Annotated in this window: 18 protein-coding genes and 1 riboswitch; of the genes, 9 read left to right on the top strand and 9 right to left on the bottom strand. The window is 74.3% G+C overall.

Annotation, left to right across the window (positions count from 1 at the left end; all coding sequences use genetic code 11):
* Window positions 1-21: 21 nt before the first annotated feature.
* Together ACIBBA_RS05640 and ACIBBA_RS05645 are read right to left on the bottom strand one after the other, a co-directional pair.
* Window positions 22-1,041 (bottom strand): coiled-coil domain-containing protein, encoded by a 1,020-nt coding sequence (locus tag ACIBBA_RS05640; RefSeq protein WP_396694086.1) that lies wholly within the window; start codon window positions 1,039-1,041, stop codon window positions 22-24.
* A 3-nt stretch (window positions 1,042-1,044) separates the two neighbouring features.
* Window positions 1,045-1,176, bottom strand: a riboswitch (cyclic di-AMP (ydaO/yuaA leader).
* A gap of 166 nt (window positions 1,177-1,342) precedes the next feature.
* Entirely contained in the window at window positions 1,343-2,710 is a 1,368-nt protein-coding gene (locus ACIBBA_RS05645) for a YibE/F family protein (protein WP_396694088.1), read from the bottom strand.
* A gap of 570 nt (window positions 2,711-3,280) precedes the next feature.
* Here ACIBBA_RS05645 and ACIBBA_RS05650 point away from each other — a divergent pair.
* Complete coding sequence (locus ACIBBA_RS05650) at window positions 3,281-5,242, top strand: heavy metal translocating P-type ATPase (protein WP_396694330.1); 1,962 nt, start codon at window positions 3,281-3,283, stop codon at window positions 5,240-5,242.
* A gap of 3 nt (window positions 5,243-5,245) precedes the next feature.
* Here the strand turns inward: ACIBBA_RS05650 and ACIBBA_RS05655 are convergent, their stop codons facing one another.
* On the bottom strand, window positions 5,246-5,542 hold the full coding sequence (locus ACIBBA_RS05655) for a metal-sensitive transcriptional regulator (RefSeq protein WP_357047682.1): 297 nt from the start codon (window positions 5,540-5,542) through the stop codon (window positions 5,246-5,248).
* 148 nt (window positions 5,543-5,690) lie between these two features.
* Between ACIBBA_RS05655 and ACIBBA_RS05660 the strand changes: the two genes are divergently transcribed.
* The 8 genes from ACIBBA_RS05660 (at window position 5,691) to ACIBBA_RS05695 (ending at window position 12,378) form a co-directional block, all read left to right on the top strand.
* A complete protein-coding gene (locus ACIBBA_RS05660) occupies window positions 5,691-5,900 on the top strand; it encodes a heavy-metal-associated domain-containing protein (RefSeq protein WP_396694090.1) in 210 nt (69 codons plus the stop codon).
* A 29-nt stretch (window positions 5,901-5,929) separates the two neighbouring features.
* Window positions 5,930-6,916, top strand: a complete 987-nt coding sequence (locus ACIBBA_RS05665; protein ID WP_396694092.1) for a hypothetical protein — start codon at window positions 5,930-5,932, stop codon at window positions 6,914-6,916.
* An 11-nt stretch (window positions 6,917-6,927) separates the two neighbouring features.
* Window positions 6,928-9,192, top strand: coding sequence for a heavy metal translocating P-type ATPase (locus tag ACIBBA_RS05670; protein ID WP_396694094.1), 2,265 nt, complete (start codon window positions 6,928-6,930; stop codon window positions 9,190-9,192).
* 73 nt (window positions 9,193-9,265) lie between these two features.
* Complete coding sequence (locus ACIBBA_RS05675; RefSeq protein ID WP_350867779.1) at window positions 9,266-9,439, top strand: CsbD family protein; 174 nt, start codon at window positions 9,266-9,268, stop codon at window positions 9,437-9,439.
* 119 nt (window positions 9,440-9,558) lie between these two features.
* Window positions 9,559-10,059 carry a hypothetical protein gene (locus ACIBBA_RS05680; protein ID WP_396694096.1) on the top strand — a complete coding sequence of 167 codons (501 nt, stop codon included), beginning with the start codon at window positions 9,559-9,561 and terminating at the stop codon, window positions 10,057-10,059.
* Between the two features lie 110 nt (window positions 10,060-10,169).
* Complete coding sequence (locus ACIBBA_RS05685; protein WP_350867775.1) at window positions 10,170-10,526, top strand: ArsR family transcriptional regulator; 357 nt, start codon at window positions 10,170-10,172, stop codon at window positions 10,524-10,526.
* Window positions 10,523-10,792, top strand: coding sequence for a hypothetical protein (locus tag ACIBBA_RS05690; protein ID WP_350867773.1), 270 nt, complete (start codon window positions 10,523-10,525; stop codon window positions 10,790-10,792). Before ACIBBA_RS05685 ends, ACIBBA_RS05690 begins: the two co-directional genes overlap by 4 nt.
* 119 nt (window positions 10,793-10,911) lie before the next feature.
* Window positions 10,912-12,378 carry an alpha/beta hydrolase gene (locus ACIBBA_RS05695; RefSeq protein ID WP_396694098.1) on the top strand — a complete coding sequence of 489 codons (1,467 nt, stop codon included), beginning with the start codon at window positions 10,912-10,914 and terminating at the stop codon, window positions 12,376-12,378.
* Between the two features lie 49 nt (window positions 12,379-12,427).
* On the opposite strand, the gene ACIBBA_RS05700 is transcribed toward ACIBBA_RS05695, so the two are convergent.
* The 6 genes from ACIBBA_RS05700 to ACIBBA_RS05725 all read right to left on the bottom strand — a co-directional run bounded on the left by ACIBBA_RS05700 (window position 12,428) and on the right by ACIBBA_RS05725 (window position 18,525).
* Window positions 12,428-13,063 (bottom strand): dihydrofolate reductase family protein, encoded by a 636-nt coding sequence (locus tag ACIBBA_RS05700; RefSeq protein WP_396694100.1) that lies wholly within the window; start codon window positions 13,061-13,063, stop codon window positions 12,428-12,430.
* On the bottom strand, window positions 13,060-14,337 hold the full coding sequence (locus tag ACIBBA_RS05705) for an RNA polymerase sigma factor (RefSeq protein ID WP_396694102.1): 1,278 nt from the start codon (window positions 14,335-14,337) through the stop codon (window positions 13,060-13,062). The genes ACIBBA_RS05700 and ACIBBA_RS05705 overlap by 4 nt, the downstream gene beginning before the upstream one ends.
* On the bottom strand, window positions 14,334-14,690 hold the full coding sequence (locus tag ACIBBA_RS05710) for a YciI family protein (RefSeq protein ID WP_357049102.1): 357 nt from the start codon (window positions 14,688-14,690) through the stop codon (window positions 14,334-14,336). The genes ACIBBA_RS05705 and ACIBBA_RS05710 overlap by 4 nt, the downstream gene beginning before the upstream one ends.
* 148 nt (window positions 14,691-14,838) lie before the next feature.
* Window positions 14,839-16,095 carry a DUF2786 domain-containing protein gene (locus ACIBBA_RS05715; RefSeq protein ID WP_396694104.1) on the bottom strand — a complete coding sequence of 419 codons (1,257 nt, stop codon included), beginning with the start codon at window positions 16,093-16,095 and terminating at the stop codon, window positions 14,839-14,841.
* Window positions 16,096-16,237: 142 nt separating this feature from the next.
* Window positions 16,238-16,939 carry a response regulator gene (locus ACIBBA_RS05720; protein WP_396694106.1) on the bottom strand — a complete coding sequence of 234 codons (702 nt, stop codon included), beginning with the start codon at window positions 16,937-16,939 and terminating at the stop codon, window positions 16,238-16,240.
* On the bottom strand, window positions 16,936-18,525 hold the full coding sequence (locus ACIBBA_RS05725; RefSeq protein WP_396694108.1) for an ATP-binding protein: 1,590 nt from the start codon (window positions 18,523-18,525) through the stop codon (window positions 16,936-16,938). Before ACIBBA_RS05725 ends, ACIBBA_RS05720 begins: the two co-directional genes overlap by 4 nt.
* Window positions 18,526-18,572 lie beyond the last annotated feature (47 nt).

Consider the following 18,572-nt stretch of genomic DNA (forward strand, 5'->3'; position numbering starts at 1 on the left):
GCCCTTTCGTGCGGATGGTCGCTAGAGCAGCGACATGTGCACGTGGTCGGTGTGGTTGGAGGGCCCGCTGTAGGACTTCCAACCGGTCGCCGGGAACCAGATCTGCCTGTTCCAGATCACGTAGTAGATGCCGAGCCGGTCGGCGTTACGGATCAGGAACGCGGCCACGTTGTTGCCGTACATCCGGGTGTCGTCGTTGTGCCACGGCGCGAAGCCGCTCTTCTGCAGTGACCAGTCGCAGGCGCGGCCCTTCGGGTGCTCCCACGGGCCGCCGGAGCGGTAGCAGCCGACGAACCGGTTGAAGCCGGCCCGCTTGACCTCCTTGTACGCGTGCAAGGTGCGCGGGGTGACGCAGCCGGAGGTGGTGGGGTCGTTCTCGGAGCACGACTGGGGCTTCCAGTCCCCGTCGGCGGTCCGGCCGGGGCCGATCCGGGCGACCGGCGAGGTGGCCGAGACCAGGCCTCCGGTGAAGCCCTTCCCGCCGACCAGCGCCAGCGCCTTGTCCGCGTCGCGCTTCTGCTTGGCCATCACGGCGGCCTGCTTCTGCTGCTCGCGTACCTCGGCGTCGATCGCGAGCTTGGCCAGTTCGGCGCGGCTCTTGATGGCGTTGACCTTGGCAAGCTTTTGTCCGTTGACCAGGTTGAGCTCGTCGAGGCCGGCGGCGCGTTGGACGAACGAGTCCGGGGCCTTGCTCTCCAGCAGCACGGCCATCGCGCCGATCCGCCCGGTGCGGTAGGACTGGGCGGCGATCTGCCCGACCTGCGGGGCCAGCGCGTCCAGCTCGTCCTGCGCCCGCTTCACCTCGAGGGCGAGTTCCAGCTGGCGCTTCTTAGACTTCTCCAGCTTGATCTTGGCCGAGGAGTAGCTGCGGTTGGTTGCCTCGATCACGTCGTTGAGCAGCTTGGGCTCGCCGTCCTCCTCATGCCCGGAGGGGGTGTTCGGCTTGGGCGCGGCGGAGGCCGGGAGGGGCCCGGCGAGCACGGCCAACGCGGCGAACACGGCCACCACAGGTGTCAACCAGCGGCGTAGGGGTGCCGTCACAGTGTTCCCTTCCATCGACCGCCGACCGGGTTAGCTGACGGGTTCGGGGCGGAAGTGGCCCCTACCGCTGGCGCGGATTCACCCCGGGTACCTGGGTTCCCGGTTCGCCCCTTGGCGATTGGGCGGTGGTACCGCAGGCGCCGCTGCGCGCCTTCGTCGGTAACCGGCAGCGAGGTTACCTGAGAGTCGACCCGGGGATCTACGTCCGGATGCCGACTAAAACCGTCATTTCGCCATTGCGCTGGGTGATCAGTGACGTGGTCGTCAGGTCGTGCGACCCGCCTGATCACGCTGCGGAGTGTCACCATGCGCTGTCCGTGCTCCTGTCCGGGTCGGGCCACCATTTCCGGGCGGCGGGGGATGGTTGCGGATCTCCGGCCGGACCGGGCCGGCCCGCACCGAGCGCCTCCAGCGCCTCGGCCCGGTCGGGCGCCGGTCGGGCGGCCGGGGTGGCGGGGGTGCCGTCACCGGTGCGCTCCGGCGGTCCGTCGTGACCGGCCGTGGTCACCAGCGCGGCCAGCGCGGTGGTCAGCGGTACGGCGGCGATCAGGCCCAGCGTGGCGACCGCGCTGCGGACGATCTCCTGGGCCAGGAACTCGCTGGTGAGGATCTGGCTCACCCCGCGGGAGTCGGCGGTCAGCAGGAGCAGCAGGGGCAGCGAGGCACCGGCGTACGCCAGCACGATGGTGTTCACCGTCGAGGCGATGTGCGCCCGGCCGACCCGGGTGGCGGCACGGTAGAGCTGCCGGCGGGACAGGCCCGGGTTCGCGTGGGCCAGCTCGGTGACCGTGGCCGCCTGGGTGACGGTGACGTCGTCGAGCACGCCGAGTGAGCCGATGATGATGCCGGCCAGCAGCAGGCCGTGCAGGTCCACGTCGGCCTGGAACATCGACAGCGTGGTGGCGTCCTCGCTGCCGAAACCGGTGAGGTGGGTGGCGGCGGTGGCCAGGGTGCCGAGCAGCCCGGTGAGCACCAGGCTGCCCAGGGTGCCGAGCACGGCCACCGAGGTCTGCGCGGTGATCCCGTGCGTCAGGTAGAGCACCACGAACATGATCAGCGCGGCGCCGACCACCGCGACCAGCAGGGGTGACCGGCCCGCGCTGATTCCGGGGAGGACGAAGGCGAGCAGGATGGCGAAGCTGGCGGCCAGGCCGGCGAGTGCGGCCACCCCACGCCACCGGCCGAACGCGACGATGGCGGCGGCGAAGACGACGGCCAGCCAGATCAGGGGCATGCCCCGCTGGTGCTCCGCGATGTTCCAGCTGCTCGACGTCGGATCGGTCGGATCGGTCAGCTCGACCAGGATGATCTCGTCGCCGGCCTCGACCCGTGGCGCCCCCGGACCGGCCGGAATCGGGGTCTGCACCTGCTGGCCGGCGGCCGGGCCGGTGTCCACCCGTACGCTCACCGTGCCGCAGGGTCCCGACCCGGTCTCGCCCGCGCCCTCGGGGACCTCGGGCGCGGGCGGGCAGGACTCGCTCACCACCCGGGTGACGGTGCCGTGGTAGCGCGGCACGTCGGCACCGGCCTCCGGCTCGGGCGAGTTCCAGGGCCAGAGCACCAGAGCGGCGACCACGGTGGCGAGGACGAGAGGGACCACCGTCGCGACGAGGATCCGTCGCACCCGGGGCGGGGTGGACGGAGCGGGACGGGTGTGGTCGGCGCCCAATGCGAGTCTCCCAACGAATCCGAGGCGGGGTACGTACCGGCGGGGCGAACGGTTCAGCGCCGCCGAACGACCACCGGGGTAGGCGCCTCGGATGGCGCCAGGGTGGTGCGACGGTGACCCACCGTGAGCGCGACGCCCGGCCGGTTCCGGCCGCGGGCGGCGGACGATGCCCGACGGTGCGGTCGGGCCGGACGGTGCGGGATCCGGAGAGCCATCGTCGGAATGCTAACCAGGTGTGGCCGACGCCGCCGCTCGCGTGGGGCGGTGTCGGGCACCGCATGCCGGGGAAGGTGCCCGCCGGGCCGGCCGGGCGGGCATGGTGGAGGCATGCCCGTGCACCCGCGATCGCCGGAGCCGGATCACGGAACCTCCGCGCCCGCCCCGCCGCGGCGCGACCGTCCGGGGCGGAGCGGACCCGGCGGCCGGCCAGCCCGCGACGGCCACCCCGAGCCGGCGGACCACGACGACCACGGCGCGCCGGCCGGCCGCGAGAACCAGGCCGGACCGGCCGGGCACGACAGCCACGCCGGGCCGGCCGGGCACGACAAGCACGCCGGGCACGACCCCGAGATGTTCCGGCGGCGGTTCTGGCTCTGTCTGCTGCTCACCGTGCCGGTCGTGGTCACCAGCCACATGGTGATGGAGTGGTTCGGCTACCGCATGGAGTTCCCGGGCCGGTCCTGGGTGGGGCCGGTGCTGGGCTCGGTGGTGTTCTGGTGGGGCGGCTGGCCGTTCCTGGTCGGCGCCGTACGCGAGGTGCGGGACCGGGCGCCCGGCATGATGCTGCTGATCGCCATGGCGATCAGCGTCGCCTACGTCGCCTCGCTCGCCACCAGCCTCGGCGCCTTCGATCTCGACTTCTGGTGGGAGCTGGCCGCGCTGGTCACCATCATGCTGCTCGGTCACTGGCAGGAGATGCGGGCCATCGGGCAGGCGCGGGGCGCGCTGGCCGCGCTCGCCGCGCTGCTTCCCGACCAGGCCGACCGGGTGACACCGGACGGCGGGGTCGAGTCGGTCCCGGTCGCCGGGCTGCGGGTCGGCGACGTGGTGCTGGTCCGGCCGGGTGGCCGGGTGCCGGCGGACGGCCGGGTGGTGGACGGCGGTGCGGAGCTGGACGAGTCGATGGTCACCGGAGAGTCCCGGCCGGTGCTCCGGTCGGTCGGGGACCGGGTGGTGGCCGGCACGGTGGCCACCGACTCGGCGCTGCGGATCCGGGTCGAGGCGGTCGGCGAGCAGACCACGCTCGCCGGCATCCAGCGGATGGTCGCCGAGGCCCAGCAGTCCAGCGGGCGGGCACAGGTGCTGGCCGACCGGTTCGCCGCCGCGCTCTTCTACCTGGCCACCGCCACCGCCGTGGTCACCGTGCTGGTCTGGACGCTGCTCGGCCAGGTGGACGAGGCGGTGGTCCGGGCCGTCACGGTCCTGGTGATCGCCTGCCCGCACGCGCTCGGCCTGGCGATCCCGCTGGTGATCGCGCTCTCCACCGCGCTGGCCGCGGGGTCCGGGATCCTGGTGAAGGACCGGCTGGCGCTGGAGCGGATGCGGACCGTCGACGCGGTGCTCTTCGACAAGACCGGGACGCTGACCCGGGGTGAGCACGCGGTCACCGACCTGGCGGCGGCGCCCGGCACCGACCGGGACGAGCTGGTGCGGCTCGCCGCCGGCGTGGAGTCGGACAGCGAGCACCCGCTGGCCCGGGCCATCGTGGCGGCGGCGGACCAGCGTGGCGGGGCGGCCCGGGCGACCGGCTTCCGGTCGCTGCCGGGCCGCGGCGTGCAGGCCACGGTCGACGGTACGGAGTACGCGGTGGGCGGGCCGGCGCTGCTGCGGGAGCTGGGCGCGCGGCTGCCGGACGAGCTCGGTCCGGCGGTCGACCGGTGGACCGGCCGGGGCGCGGCCGTGCTGCACCTGGTCCGGCTGCCGGACGCGGTGCTCGGTGCGTTCGCGTTGACCGACGAGGTGCGGCCCGAGGCGCGGAAGGCGGTCGCCGAGCTACGCGCCCAGGGCGTCGGCACCATCGCGATGATCACAGGCGACGCCCGGGCGGTTGCCGAGGCGGTCGCCGCCGACCTCGGCTTCCGTCCGGGCGACGAGGTCTTCGCCGAGGTGCTGCCGGCGGAGAAGGACGGCAAGGTGACCGAGTTGCAGCGCCGCGGGTTGACCGTGGCGATGGTCGGCGACGGGGTGAACGACGCCCCGGCACTGGCCCGGGCCGACGTCGGCATCGCGATCGGCGCCGGCACCGACGTGGCGATCGAGTCGGCCGGGGTGGTGCTCGCCTCCTCGGACCCGCGCGGCGTCACCGCGGTGATCCGGCTCTCCCGTGCCTCGTACCGGAAGATGCTGCAGAACCTGGGCTGGGCGGCGGGCTACAACGTGGTCGCGTTGCCGCTGGCCGCCGGGGTGCTGGCCTCGGCCGGGGTGGCGCTGAGCCCGGCGCTCGCCGCGGTGCTGATGTCCGCCTCCACCATCGTGGTGGCGCTCAACGCCCAACTGCTGCGCCGGGTGCGCCTCGGCCCGGCCGGCGACTGACGGTCAGCCGCGCTTCATCAGGCGGCCGACGGCGGCCATCATCTCGGTGGCCATCTCGTCGGCCCGGCCCTCGGCCGCCCCCTCGTGCATGCAGTGCCGGGCGTGCCCGTCGAGCAGGCCGAGCGCGACCTTGTCCAGCGCCGCCTGGATCGCGGAGATCTGGGTCAGCACGTCGATGCAGTAGCGGTCCTCGTCGACCATCTTCTCGATGCCGCGGACCTGCCCCTCGATGCGCCGCAGCCGGCTGAGCAGTTGGTCCTTGCTGGCGGTGTACCCGCGGATCGGGGTGGGAGTGGTCATGCCGACAAGGATAGCCTACCCCTGGGGGGTATGGTACGGTCCTGTGGTGGCCGATACCCCCACCGGGTACCGGTACGACGACAGGGCGGCTGTCCGTCCTCGCCTCACCCCTGGGGGTGCGGGCTGGGGCGGCGGAAGGAGAGTTCCGATGATCACCACGACGTACCAGGTGCAGGGCATGACCTGCGGGCACTGCGTCAGCTCGGTCAGCGCCGAGGTCGGCGCCATTCCGGGCGTCAGCGATGTCCAGGTCGACCTGGCCAGCGGCCAGGTCGCCGTCACCAGCGAGAGCCCGCTGGACGCCGCGTCGGTGCGCGCCGCGGTCGACGAGGCCGGCTACGAGCTCGTCGACGCCTGACGGCGCCGGACGAAGATCGAGGTATCACGATGAACACCGGAATGAAGCTGAGCGGCTTCGCCCTCGGGCTCGTCGCGGTGTTCGGCGCGGCGTACGGGGTCGGTCAGGTGGCCGGCCCCGTCGCCCCCGCCGCCGAATCCCGCCACCAGGGCACCACCGGCGCCGGGCACGGCACGACCGGCGACGCCGGAAACGGCGGCGCGGAGCGCGCGGACGCTCACCTCCCCGGCGGTCTGCTCGTCTCCGACCGCGGCTACACCCTCGTGCCGGTCGCTACCTCGGCCGACGAGTTCGCCTTCCGGATCACCGGTTCGGACGGCCGACCGGTCACCGGGTACGACGTGGCGCACGACAAGCGGATGCACCTGATCGTCGCGCGCCGCGACCTCTCCGGCTTCCGGCACGTGCACCCCGAACTGGGGTCGGACGGCACCTGGCGGGTCGCCTCTCCGCTCGGCGGGCCGGGCGTCTGGCGGGCGTTCGCCGACTTCACCCCCACCGGAGGCCAGCCGCTGACGCTCGGCGTCGACGTGAGCGTGCCCGGCACGCTGACCGACCGGCCGTTGCCGGCGCCGACGACCAGCACCACCGTCGACGGCTACACCGTCACGCTGGCTGGCGACCCGCAGCCCGGTCGTACCGCCGAGCTGACCCTGACCGTCAACCGCGACGGCGCGCCGGTCACCGACCTGGAGCCCTACCTCGGCGCGTACGGGCACCTGGTGGCGCTGCGCCAGGGCGACCTGGCGTACCTGCACGTGCACCCGGACGGCGCGCCGGGCGATGGGCGGACGAGCCCGGGCCCCGCGGTGACCTTCTTCGCCGAGGTGCCCTCGGCCGGCGCCTACCGGCTCTACCTGGACTTCAAGCACGCCGGCGTGGTGCACACCGCGGAGTTCACCGTGCTGGCCGGCAACGCGGCGGCGACCGGCGGCGCGTCCGCCGCGCCGAGCAGCGCCGCACCCACCCCGACCGGCGCCGCCGAGCACGGCGAGCCCGGCCACGGGCACGACTGACGGGACCGGACATGACCACCACCAGCAGCACCCCGCTGCCCACCGCGCCCAACCTGATCGAGCTCACCATCGGCGGGATGACCTGCGCCTCCTGCGCCGCCCGGATCGAGAAGAAGCTGAACCGGATGGACGGCGTCTCGGCCAGCGTCAACTACGCCACCGAGAAGGCCACCGTCCGCTACGCCGACGACGTCACGCCCGACGAGTTGATCGCCACCGTGGAGAAGACCGGCTACACGGCGGAGGTGCCGCCCCCGCCCACCCCGGCGGGTGCCCCGGGCCCGGCCGAGCCGGCGGACGAGCTGCGCGGGCTGCGGACCCGGCTCTGGGCGTCGGTGGCGCTGAGCGTGCCGGTGATCGTGCTGGCCATGGTGCCCGCCTGGCAGTTCGACTACTGGCAGTGGCTGTCGCTGACGCTGGCCGCCCCGGTCGTGGTCTGGGGTGGCCTGCCGTTCCACCGGGCCGCGCTGATCAACCTGCGGCACGGCGCCGCGACCATGGACACCCTGGTCTCGGTCGGCACCCTGGCCGCGTTCGGCTGGTCGCTCTGGGCGCTCTTCCTCGGCGACGCCGGGGTGCCCGGGATGACGCACCCGTTCCGGTTCGACATCACCCGCTCCGACGGGGCCGGGAACATCTACCTGGAGGCGGCGGCCGGGGTGACCGTGTTCATCCTCGCCGGCCGCTACTTCGAGGCCCGCTCGAAGCGTACGGCCGGGGCCGCGCTACGCGCCCTGCTCGAACTCGGCGCCCGGGACGTCGCGGTGCTGCGCGGCGGGGTGGAGACCCGGATCCCGGTCGACCAGCTCGCCGTCTCGGACCGGTTCGTGGTCCGGCCGGGCGAGAAGATCGCCACCGACGGCGTGGTCGACGAGGGCACCTCGGCGGTCGACGCCAGCATGCTGACCGGCGAGTCCGTGCCGGTCGAAGTCGGTCCGGGCGACGCCGTGGTCGGTGCGACGGTGAACGCGGGTGGCCGGTTGGTGGTCACCGCGACCCGGGTCGGCGCCGACACCCAGCTGGCCCAGATGGCCCGCCTGGTCGAGCACGCCCAGAGCGGCAAGGCGGCCGCGCAGCGGCTGGCCGACCGGATCTCCGGCGTCTTCGTCCCGATCGTGATCGCCCTGGCCGTGGGCACCCTCGGCTGGTGGCTCGGCACCGGGGCGGGTCCGACCGCCGCGTTCACCGCCGCGGTGGCCGTGCTGATCATCGCCTGCCCGTGTGCGCTCGGGCTGGCCACCCCGACCGCGCTGCTGGTCGGCACCGGCCGGGGCGCCCAGCTCGGCGTGCTGATCAAGGGACCGGAGGTGCTGGAGAACACCCGGAAGGTCGACACCGTGGTGCTGGACAAGACCGGCACGGTGACCACCGGCCGGATGACCCTGGTCGACGTGCTGCCCGCCGAGGGCACCGACGCCGACGAGCTGCTCCGGCTGGCCGGGGCGCTGGAGGGCGCCTCGGAGCACCCGATCGCCCGGGCGGTCGCCGCCGGTGCTGCCGAGGCCGGAGCGCTGCCGGCGGTCACCGGCTTCGCCAACGTCGAGGGGCTCGGTGTGACCGGAACGGTGGCCGGGCACGAGGTGCTGGTCGGCCGGCTCCGACTGCTGCGGGAGCGTGGATTCGACGTACCCCCGGGGGTGGAGCGGGCGGCGACCGACGCGGAGGCCGCCGGCCGGACGGCGGTGCTCGCCGGCTGGGACGGGCGGGCGCGGGGCGTCCTCGCGGTCGCCGACGTGGTCAAGCCGACCAGCCGGGCCGCGGTGGCCCAGCTCCGTGACCTCGGGCTGCGCCCGGTGCTGCTCACCGGCGACAACGACACGGTGGCCCGCGCGGTGGCCGCCGAGGTCGGCATCACCGAGGTGATCGCCGAGGTGCTGCCGGCCGACAAGGTCGACGTGGTCGCGCGGCTGCAGGCCGAGGGACGGACGGTGGCGATGGTCGGCGACGGGGTCAACGACGCCGCCGCGCTGGCCCGGGCCGACCTGGGCCTGGCGATGGGGACCGGCACCGACGTGGCGATCGAGGCGTCCGACCTGACCCTGGTCCGGGACGACCTGACCGCCGCGGTCGACGCGATCCGGCTCGCCCGGCGCACCCTGAACACCATCCGGGGCAACCTGTTCTGGGCCTTCGGCTACAACGTCGCGGCCCTGCCACTTGCCGCGGCCGGGTTGCTCAACCCGATGATCGCCGGCGCCACGATGGCCCTCTCCTCGGTCTTCGTCGTCGCCAACAGCCTGCGCCTGCGCCGCTTCCGTCCGGTCACACCCGCCTGATCGTCGATGGTTGGGCAGGTCGGGGGCGGGGTACCTGTCCGGGCGTAGCGGCACTTCGGAGTGGAGGTTCGCCATGGGTATGGACGACAAGGTCAAGAACGCGACCGAGGACGCGACCGGCAAGATCAAGGAGGGCGCCGGTCGGGCAACCGACGACGAGCGGCTGGAGGCCGAGGGCCGCAACGACCAGGCCGCGGCCAACCTCAAGCAGGCCGGCGAGAAGATCAAGGACGCCTTCAAGAGCTGACCGTACGCACGACACGCCGGGCCGGTGCTGACCGGCCCGGCGTGTCCTGCTTCGACGCCCGGTCGTTTTCAGGGCGAGGTGTTCGCCCTGAACGGCCGACCGTGCGACGGGAGGGGACGATGTCGTACGCCACCATGGCCGCCCGCGCCGCCATCGCCGCCGGACTGGCAATTCTGGTCGCCGGCTGTCAGACGCCCGGATCGCGCTCCGGCGCGCCGGTTTCCACGCCCACCGCGACCGGGCCGGCCACTCCCACCGTCGCCGCGTCGCCCAGCGCGACCCCGTCGCCCGTGACCGCCGCCAACACCGTGCAGGTCTGCCAGGCCGTGGACCGGCTCATAATCGCCACCAGCCGGAAGATCGCCGCGGACTCGACCGCCGCGACCGAGCGCGAGCTGACCGGCGAGCAGCTCGCCGACCAGCTCCGGGGAAACCTGGCCGAGCTGGCCGACCAGGTCCGTTCGCAGGCCCGCCGGGCCGAGGATCCGCAGATCAGAAAGCTGGTCTCGGGCACTGCGGACCAGATCGACGCCGGCGGCCGCGCCGAGCGCCCGGCCGCCTGGCTGGCCGACACCTTCACCCGGATCCCGGCCAACCTCACGCGGGACTGCCGGCCCTGACCCGGAACGCCTTGCGGGCGAACCCGTAACTCACCCTGATCGCGCCGTCGCGGGGCTACAACATCGACGCGGTACCTGCTAACTTCCTTTTGCATGTGCAAGGGCTCGTCATGAGTGGTGACCCGCCGCTGTCGGGAGATGACCTGGTCCGGGTGCTCGGCACCCTGGCCAACCCACACCGGTTGCGGGTGATCGCCGCGTTGGCCCGGGAGCGCGCCTACGTCAGTCGGCTCGCCCGGGATCTCGGCATCAGCCGCGCCCTGCTGCAGGTCCACCTGCGGAAGCTGACGGCGGCCGGTCTCGTGTCCGCCCAGCTGGAGTTGTCGGAGGACGGGAAGGCAATGAAGTACTACGAGGTGAAACCGTTCGTGCTCCGGCTCACTCCGGAGCTCATCGCGGTCGCGGTCCGCACGCTGACCCCGCCGGACGCCGCGGACCGCGACGGTGCCGGGGGGTGGTCGGAGTGAGCGAGCACGACTGGACCGAGGTGGTCGGGGCGTTCGGCGTCTTCGCCCTGCTCATCAGCGTGATCACGGTGACCGTGGTGCAGGTGGCCAAGACCCGACGGGCGCGGCTCGGCGGGATCCGCGAGGAGGAGTACCGCCGGCTCGCCGAGACGGCGGTCCGCGCCCAGGAGAGCAACGAACGTCTGCTCGCCACGCTGGACGACCGGCTGGGCGGGATGGAGAACCGGATGAGCACGGTCGAGCGCGTCCTGCGGGACGTCGACTAGCCCGACGGCAGGGTCCCGGGCCGTCGAGCGCCAACTCGACGGCCCGGGTGGAAGCAGCATCGCCTCGCCCACGGGCGAGTTCTCACCGCAATGCCCCTTCGAGGAGAGGACAGCATTTCGTGCTGCGCGTACGCAAGTCCGTCGGCTGGACGCTGGCGGCCGCGACGGCCGTCACGCTGGTGACAGCCGTCGGCCCACCGGCCTCGGCGGCCCGCCCCGGCCCCGACCGGACGATCACCTGGCACCCCTGCGAGAAGGACGCCACCGCCGACTGCGGCACGCTGTCGGTCCCGGTCGACTGGGACCGGCCGACCGGCGAGCGGTTCGACCTGGCCCTGGCCCGCCGGACCGCCACCGATCCCGCCGCCCGCGTCGGCTCGCTGGTCTTCGGCCCCGGTGGGCCCGGCGACAGCGGGGTGGACCGGGTGCTCACCGGCATGAACCGCTTCAGCGACGACCTGCGCCGCCGGTTCGACATCGTCAGCCTCGACCCGCGCGGCACCGGCCGCAGCCACCCGGTCGTCTGCGCCACCGAGCTGCTGGCGGCGCAGCCCCAGGTGATCGCGGACCAGGCGGAGTTCGACGCCGCGCTGGCCGGCAACGCGCGCCTGCGGGCCGACTGCCGGGCCCGCACCGGGCCGCTCTACGACCACGTGGACACCGCCAGCGCGGCACGGGACCTGGACGCGGTCCGGGCCGCGCTGGGTGAGCGCCGGCTGACCTTCCACGGCAGCTCGTACGGCACGCTGCTCGGCCTCCAGTACGCCGAGCTTATCCCGCACCGGGTACGGGCCATGGTGCTGGAGGCGGCGGTCGACCACAGCCTCGACACCCGGTCCTTCCTGGACACCCAGGCCGCCACCGTCCAGGACTCCTTCGACGAGTTCGTCGCATGGTGCGCCGACGACGCACGGTGCGTGCTGCACGGGAGGGACCTCCGCGCGATTTGGGCGGGCCTGCGGGTCCGCGCCGAGCGCGGCGATCTCACCGACCCCGACCGTCCCGAGGCCAGGCTGACCCCGTTCCTGCTCAGCCGACTCGCCCAGAAAGCGCTGTACGGGCCGGACTGGCCCGGGCTGGCGGTGGACATCAAGACCATGGAGCCGACGCGGGCGGCCACCACGGCCACCCCGGGCGCCCCGGCCGAGACGGTCAGCCCGTACCCCTTCGCGGTCTTCTGTCAGGACTGGGCCCTGCCGGTACGCGACCACCGGGAGTATGCCGCGCACCTGGACCGGCTCGCCCGGATCGCGCCCGACCTGCGCTATCCCCAGGCCGTCTTCGCGGTGGCGACCTGCCTAGGCACCCCGGCGCCGGTCGCGAACCCGCAGCACCGCTTGCGGGTGCGCACCGACGTGCCGCTGCTGGTGGCCGGCACCCGGCACGACCCGGCCAGCGGCTTCAACTGGGCGACCAGCGTCGCACGCCAGCTCGGCCGCCACGGCGTCCTGCTGACCTACCAGGGCTGGGGGCACGGCAGTTACACGACCAGCCCGTGCGTCGCCGGGGCCGTCGACCGGTACCTGGTCGACGTGGCGCCGCCGGCTCGGGGCCTCCGGTGCCCGGCGGTGGACCCGCTCGCCTGACCGCCACCTCGCCGGCCGCCGGATCGGGTGACCCGGCGGCCGGCGACGGTCAGCGTGACACCCGGTACGTCACGTGGGTGACGCTCGGGCCGGCGACCACCGCCGCCTGCTCCAGCCGGAGATCGCCGACGTCCTCGAAGAGCCGCTCGCCGGCCCCGAGCACGATCGGGACGATGTGCAGTTGAAGGGTGTCGAGCAGGCCGGCGGTCAGGTACTGCCGGACGGTGCTCGCGCCACCGGCGATCGAGACGTCCCGGCCACCCGCCGCCTCCCGCGCCTGCTTCAGCGCCGAGTGGATGCCGTCGGCGACGAACCGGAACTCCGTGCCGCCGGCCATGGTCAGTGCGGAGCGGGGGTGGTGGGTGAGCACGAAGACCGGCGTGTGGAACGGCGGCTCCTCGCCCCACCAGCCGCGCCACGTCTCGTCCCACGGCCCGTCGCCGCCGCCGAACATGTGCCGCCCCATGACGTACGCCCCCACGTTGCGGGTCATCTCGTCGACGACCTCCGCGTCCACGCCGCGATCGCCACCGGTCAATCCGTGCTGTGCCCGCCAGGTGTCCAGGCCGAAGAGCCACTCGTGCAGGCGCAGGCCGCCCCGGCCGAGCGGGTCCTGGGGGCTCTGCTCCGGCCCCGCCACGTAGCCGTCCAGGGAGATCGACAGTTGACTCGTCACGGTGCTCATGGTCGGTCCACTCCAATGCTCGACGGTTGTTCGGTGCCGGCCAGCCGGGCGGCCCGCAGCTCCAGATAACGCCGCTCGGGGAGGCTGGTGGTGGCCCGGGCGGCGGCCAGGTACGCCGTCCGCGCCGGGCCGGGCTCGCCGGCCAGCTCCAGCAGGTGGGCACGGACCGCCGCCAGCCGGTGGTGTGCGGCCATGCGCTCGTCCTCGGTGAGCGGCGCGAGCAGCGCCAGCCCGGCGCGCGGACCGTCCACCATGGCCACCGCGACCGCCTGGTTCAGGGTGACCATCGGGTTCGGCGCGATCCGGGCGAGCAGCCGGTAGAGCGCCACGATCTGCGGCCAGTCCGTCTCCGCGGCCGAGGGCGCCTCGGCGTGCACGGCCGCGATCGCCGCCTGGAGCTGGTACGGGCCCGGTGGCGACCAGGTCAGCGCCTCGGTGACCAGGGCGACGCCCTCCGCCGTGGCGGCCCGGTCCCACCGGTCGCGGTCCTGCTCGGCCAGCGGCACCAGCTCGCCGCCCGGCCCGACCCGGGCCGCCCGGTGCGCGTCGGTCAGCAGCATCAGCGCCAGCAGCCCGGTGACCTCCCCGTCGTCGGGGAGCAGCGCGTGCAGCATCCGGGCCAACCGGATCGCCTCGCCGGTCAGCTCGGCGCGGTGCAGCTCCGGCCCGCTGGACGCGGTGTACCCCTCGTTGAAGATCAGATAGAGCACCTGCCGCACCGCGGCCAGCCGGTCGTCCCGCTCGGCCGGCGACGGCATGGTAAACCGCGCGCCGGCCGCCTCGACCCGCTGCTTGGCCCGGCGGATCCGCTGGCTCATCGTCGCCTCGGGCACCAGGTAGGCCCGGGCGATCTGCGCGGTGCTGAGTCCGCCGACCGCGCGCAGGGTCAACGCCACCTGCGCCGACCGGGCCAACGCCGGGTGGCAGCAGAGGAAGAGCAGCCGCAGCGTGTCGTCGCCGGCCGGCGGCTCCGCGTCTGCCGGCGGGGCGACCGTGGCGTACGCCGGCTCGCGGGCGGCCACCGTGATCTCGCGCTCCCGGCGGGCGTGCTCGCTGCGCCACTCGTCGGTGAGCCGGCGGGTGGCGACGGTGAGCAGCCAGGCGCGCGGATGCTCCGGCAGGCCCTGATCCGGCCACTGGAGGGCGGCGGCGAGCAACGCCTCCTGCACCGCGTCCTCGCACCGGTCGAACTGGCCGTGCCGGCGGACGAGCAGGCCGAGGACCTGCGGCGCCAGGGCACGCAGCAGCTCCTCGACCTCGCTGCCGTCGGTCACATCTCGGTCCCGGCGTCGTCCATGATCGGGCGGACCTCCATGACGCCGCCGTAGCGCACGTCCGGCCAGCGCGCCGCGATCTCCGCCGCCCGTTCCGGGCTCTCGCAGTCGACCGCCAGGTAGCCGGCGAACTGCTCCTTGCTCTCCATGAACGGCCCGTCGACGACCTCCGGGTGCCCGCCGGCCAGCCGGACGGTGCGCGTCTGCGACGGGTCGGCCAGCGCCTGCCCGCCCACCAGCTCCCCGGACGCGGAGAGCTCCGCCATGATCTCGTCGACCTCGCCGAAGAGCGCGACCCGCTCCTGCTCGGAGAGCTCCTCGACGAAACCGGGCCGGTTCCAGATCAACAGCATGTACTTCACGACCTGCTCCTCGCGTCCTGGCCGCGCGATCGGTGGCGCGGCTCGCCGAGGGGTCGGAGCCGATGCTCCGTGCCCTACATCCGTACGGAAGAAAATCGCAGAATCTTCGCCGGGACGGCGGCCCCCACGCCGGAGCGGGTCACCGCTTGCCGCGTACCTGCCGGCCGGGCCGGCCACCACCCAGGTCGAGCGACGCCCGGTCGGCCGCCGACGTGCCGGAGGCCCAGCCCTCCGCGTCGCGGACGGTCAGCCGGTGCCGGCGGACCCCGGGGAAGAGGCTCTCCATCCGTTCGCGCACCGCCTCACCTCGGGCGGCCAGCACCGGCAGCAACCGCTCCGGCCCGGCCGCCTCCGCCGCCTGCCGGCTCGCCGCCGCGCTGACCGTCCGCAGCCGCTCACCGATCCGCAGCGCGAACGCGTTGAGGAAGGACTCGTCGTAACCGCGGGTACGCCGCCCGCCCCCCTTCACCTGGCGCTGACCCCGGCCGCGCAGCATCTCGGCGGTGGCCTGCACCAGCAGCGACGTGTAGAGCAGCTCGACCGCCTCCAGATCGGCCGGCCAGCCGAGCACGGTGGCGAAGCCGAGGTCGTCGGACCAGACCGCCTCGCACCCGTTCGCCGCCGCCACCTCCTGCACCAGCAGCGCCTTCGCGCCGGCGTACGGGGCTTCGGTGCCGAGCCGCACCCCACCGGGCAGGTCGGTCCGCGGCGCGTCGGCCGCCAGCAACGCCTCGTCGAGGCTGTGCCGGGCCATCAGCTCCTGCGCCTTGCCGGTCAGCGCCTCGGCCTCGGCCGGGAAGGTGGTCGACTCGGCCTTGGCCAGCAGCGCCCGGACCCGGTCCAGCATCCGCGAACCGCCGCCACCCCGGGACCCGGCGCCCGGGCCGGCCGGACCGCCGGTCGGCGTCGATCCGGGCGGTGGCCGGAGCACGGCGATCGGCGGCAGCCCCTCCACCAACGCCAGCGCCTCGACCGCCTCCCGCAGCGCGGTCACCCGGTCCACCCCTTCCCGGGCGGCCCAGGCGGTGAGGTGGGCACGGTCGTCGTCCCACCACAGCCCGGCGTCCAGGTCGCGCAGCTGGTCGTCCCACCACGTCGGTACCGGGCCCGGCTGGTCGCGCCGCTGAAGGGCCATCGCGTCCGCCAGCAGCCGGGCCGGCCGGGCGCCGAGCCGCCGGCCCGCGATCCGGGCCAGGTCGACCGGCTGCCAGCCGCGCGGCCAGAGCCGCCCGACGCCGGCGGCCAGCCGGCGCAGCAGCGCCGCGTCCACCGCCGCCGCGCCGTCCGGTGCGCCGGTGCCGACCACGAGCCGGTCCAGCTGCCGCTCGGCGCGGCGTACGTCGGTGTCACGGGCCGCCGCGAGCGCGTCGGTGATGAGCTCGTCGGCGTCGGGCACAGCCGGGTCCCTCCCTGCTCCTGTGGGCGGGCTTCCGCGCCGCCACCTGCATGATCATGCCCGGCGGGCTCCGGTCGGGCCGGAACGGGGAGGTTCGGATCCCACCGGCCGGCCCGGGTCACGGCACCGCCGGTACGGGCGCTCAGGTGGGCCGGTACTCCACCTCGGGACGGCCCGGGGTGCCGTAGCGGGGCGTCCGGCCCACCCGGCCGGTCTCGGCCAGGTGCTCGAGGTAACGCCGCGCGGTGACCCGGGAGGTGCCGGTCCGCTCGGCGACCTCCGAGGCGGAGAGCCCCGGCTGACGGCGCAGCACGTCCAGTACGGCGTCGAGCGTCTGCGCGCCGAGCCCCTTCGGCAGGGTGTCCGGGGCCGTTCCGCGCAGGGTGGCGAACATCCGGTCCACCTCGTGCTGGGCGGCGACCGCGCCACCCGCCGACGCCTGCCGTCGGTATTCGGCGTAGCGCTCCAGCTTGTCCCGGAAGGCGGCGAAGGTGAACGGCTTGAGCAGGTAGTGGGTCACCCCGAGGGCCACCGCCGAACGGACCACGGCCAGGTCGCGGGCGGAGGTGACGGCGAGCACGTCGGCGTCGCTGCCGGCCGCCCGCATCGTTCGGCAGATGTCCAGGCCGTGCACGTCGGGCAGGTGGAAGTCGAGCAGCACCAGGTCGACCGCGTCCGCGCCGGTCCGGCGCAGCTCCCGCATCGCCTCCCGGGCGGTGTGCGCCACCCCGACCACCCGGAACCCCGGGACCCGCTCGGTGTACGCGCGGTGCGCCGCCGCGATCAGCTCCTCGTCCTCGACGACGAGCACCCGGATGTCGCTCATGTCCGCCCGCTCGCTCATGTCGGCTGCTCCACTCCGACCGGCAGCCGGACCCGGAAGACCGTCCCGCCCTCCGGTCCGGCGGCCACCTCGTGCCGGCCGCCGCGCCGAGCCAGCACCTGAGCGACCAGGGCCAGGCCGATGCCCCGGCCGCTGGCCTTGGTCGACCAGCCCCGGCGGAACGCGTCGGCGACCCGGTCGGGCGGCAGCCCGGAGCCGCTGTCGGTCACCTCGACCAGCACCTCGCCGACCGTCTCGGTCACGTACACCCGTACCCGCCGGGGCGGCTCCCCGGCGGCGACCGCCTCCAGCGCGTTGTCGACCAGGTTGCCCACCACGGTGAGCAGCTCCCCGGCCGGCAGGGTGCCGACGTCGAGCCGGGACGTCGGGTCGACGGTCAGCTCCACGCCGCGCTCGGCGGCCTGAGCGGACTTGCCGAGCAGCAGCGCGGCCAGCGCAGGTTCGGCGATGGCGCCCACCACCTGGTCGGTGAGCTGCTGGGCCAGCGCCAGCTCCTCGGTGGCCAGCCGGACGGCCTCCTCGGTGCGCCCCAGCTCGACCAGGGTGAGCACGGTGTGCAGCCGGTTGGCGGCCTCGTGAGCCTGCGACCGGAGCGCGTCGGTGAGCCCGCGGACCGAATCAAGCTCGCTGGTGAGGGCCCGCAGGTCGGTGTGGTCCCGCAGGGTCAGCACCGTGCCCAGGGCCCGGCTGTCGGCGCCGGTGGGGCGGAGGTTGGCGACCAGCGCGCGGTCGGCGGTCAGGATCAGCTCGTCCCGGGCGGCCTGACCCGACGTGATCAGCTCGGTCAGGGCGGCCGGCAGGTCGGCCTCGGTCACCGGCTGGTCGACCAGCGGCGCGTCGGCGGGCAGCCCGAGCAGCCGGCGGCCCTCGTCGTTGATCAGCGCGATCCGGCGGTCCGGGCCGATCACCACCAGGCCCTCGCCCACCGAGTGCAGCACCGCGTCGTAGTACTCGTACATCCGGGTGATCTGGGCCGGGCCGAGGCCGTGGGTCTGCCGCCGCAGCCGCCGGCTGAGCAGCCAGGAGCCGGCGCCGGCCAGGGCCAGCGCCGCGATGGTGGCGGCCACCAGCACCGGTGACTTCTCGAGCAGCTCCCGGTTGATCGCCTCGGTGGTGATGCCGACCGAGACCAGACCGATCACCGCGCCGCCGGTGTCGCGTACCGGCACCACCGCGCGGACCGACTCGCCGAGGGTGCCGGTGTTGACCACGGTGAACGGCTGCCCGGCCAGCGCCGGTTCGATTGTGCCGATGAACGGCCGGCCGATCTGGGTCGGGTCGGTGTGCGAGTGGCGGGTCCGGTCCGGGGCCATCACCACCACGAAGTCCGTGCTGGTGGCGACCCGGATCGACTCGGCGTACGGCTGGAGGGTGGCGGACGGGTCCGGGGTGCGCAGCGCGGCGGCCACCTCGGGAGACCGGGCGACCGTCTCGGCCACCGCCAGCACCTCCTCGCGGGCCGCGTCCCGGGCGTCGGAGCGGGCGACCAGCGCGACCCCCAGGGTGGCCGCCGCCACCAGCAGCGTGACCACGACGACCTGGAGGGCGAACAGTTGCCCGGCGATGCTCCACTTCCGTCCGGTCATGTCTCCTCGTCGTGACGGTCCGTCGCGCTCCCTGTTTCGTCGACAGC

It is taken from the genome of Micromonospora sp. NPDC051006, from assembly GCF_044456245.1.
In the GTDB taxonomy this organism is placed as follows: domain Bacteria; phylum Actinomycetota; class Actinomycetes; order Mycobacteriales; family Micromonosporaceae; genus Micromonospora.

What these genes read in the sequence shown, in the direction of transcription:
- ACIBBA_RS05650 (WP_396694330.1), top strand. Translation starts at nt 3,281, where the DNA reads ATGTTCCGGCGGCGGTTCTGGCTCTGTCTGCTGCTCACCGTGCCGGTC.
- ACIBBA_RS05655 (WP_357047682.1), bottom strand. Translation starts at nt 5,542, where the DNA reads ATGACCACTCCCACCCCGATCCGCGGGTACACCGCCAGCAAGGACCAA.
- ACIBBA_RS05660 (WP_396694090.1), top strand. Translation starts at nt 5,691, where the DNA reads ATGATCACCACGACGTACCAGGTGCAGGGCATGACCTGCGGGCACTGC.
- ACIBBA_RS05665 (WP_396694092.1), top strand. Translation starts at nt 5,930, where the DNA reads ATGAACACCGGAATGAAGCTGAGCGGCTTCGCCCTCGGGCTCGTCGCG.
- ACIBBA_RS05670 (WP_396694094.1), top strand. Translation starts at nt 6,928, where the DNA reads ATGACCACCACCAGCAGCACCCCGCTGCCCACCGCGCCCAACCTGATC.
- ACIBBA_RS05675 (WP_350867779.1), top strand. Translation starts at nt 9,266, where the DNA reads ATGGGTATGGACGACAAGGTCAAGAACGCGACCGAGGACGCGACCGGC.
- ACIBBA_RS05680 (WP_396694096.1), top strand. Translation starts at nt 9,559, where the DNA reads ATGTCGTACGCCACCATGGCCGCCCGCGCCGCCATCGCCGCCGGACTG.
- ACIBBA_RS05685 (WP_350867775.1), top strand. Translation starts at nt 10,170, where the DNA reads ATGAGTGGTGACCCGCCGCTGTCGGGAGATGACCTGGTCCGGGTGCTC.
- ACIBBA_RS05700 (WP_396694100.1), bottom strand. Translation starts at nt 13,063, where the DNA reads ATGAGCACCGTGACGAGTCAACTGTCGATCTCCCTGGACGGCTACGTG.
- ACIBBA_RS05710 (WP_357049102.1), bottom strand. Translation starts at nt 14,690, where the DNA reads ATGCTGTTGATCTGGAACCGGCCCGGTTTCGTCGAGGAGCTCTCCGAG.
- ACIBBA_RS05720 (WP_396694106.1), bottom strand. Translation starts at nt 16,939, where the DNA reads ATGAGCGAGCGGGCGGACATGAGCGACATCCGGGTGCTCGTCGTCGAG.
- ACIBBA_RS05725 (WP_396694108.1), bottom strand. Translation starts at nt 18,525, where the DNA reads ATGACCGGACGGAAGTGGAGCATCGCCGGGCAACTGTTCGCCCTCCAG.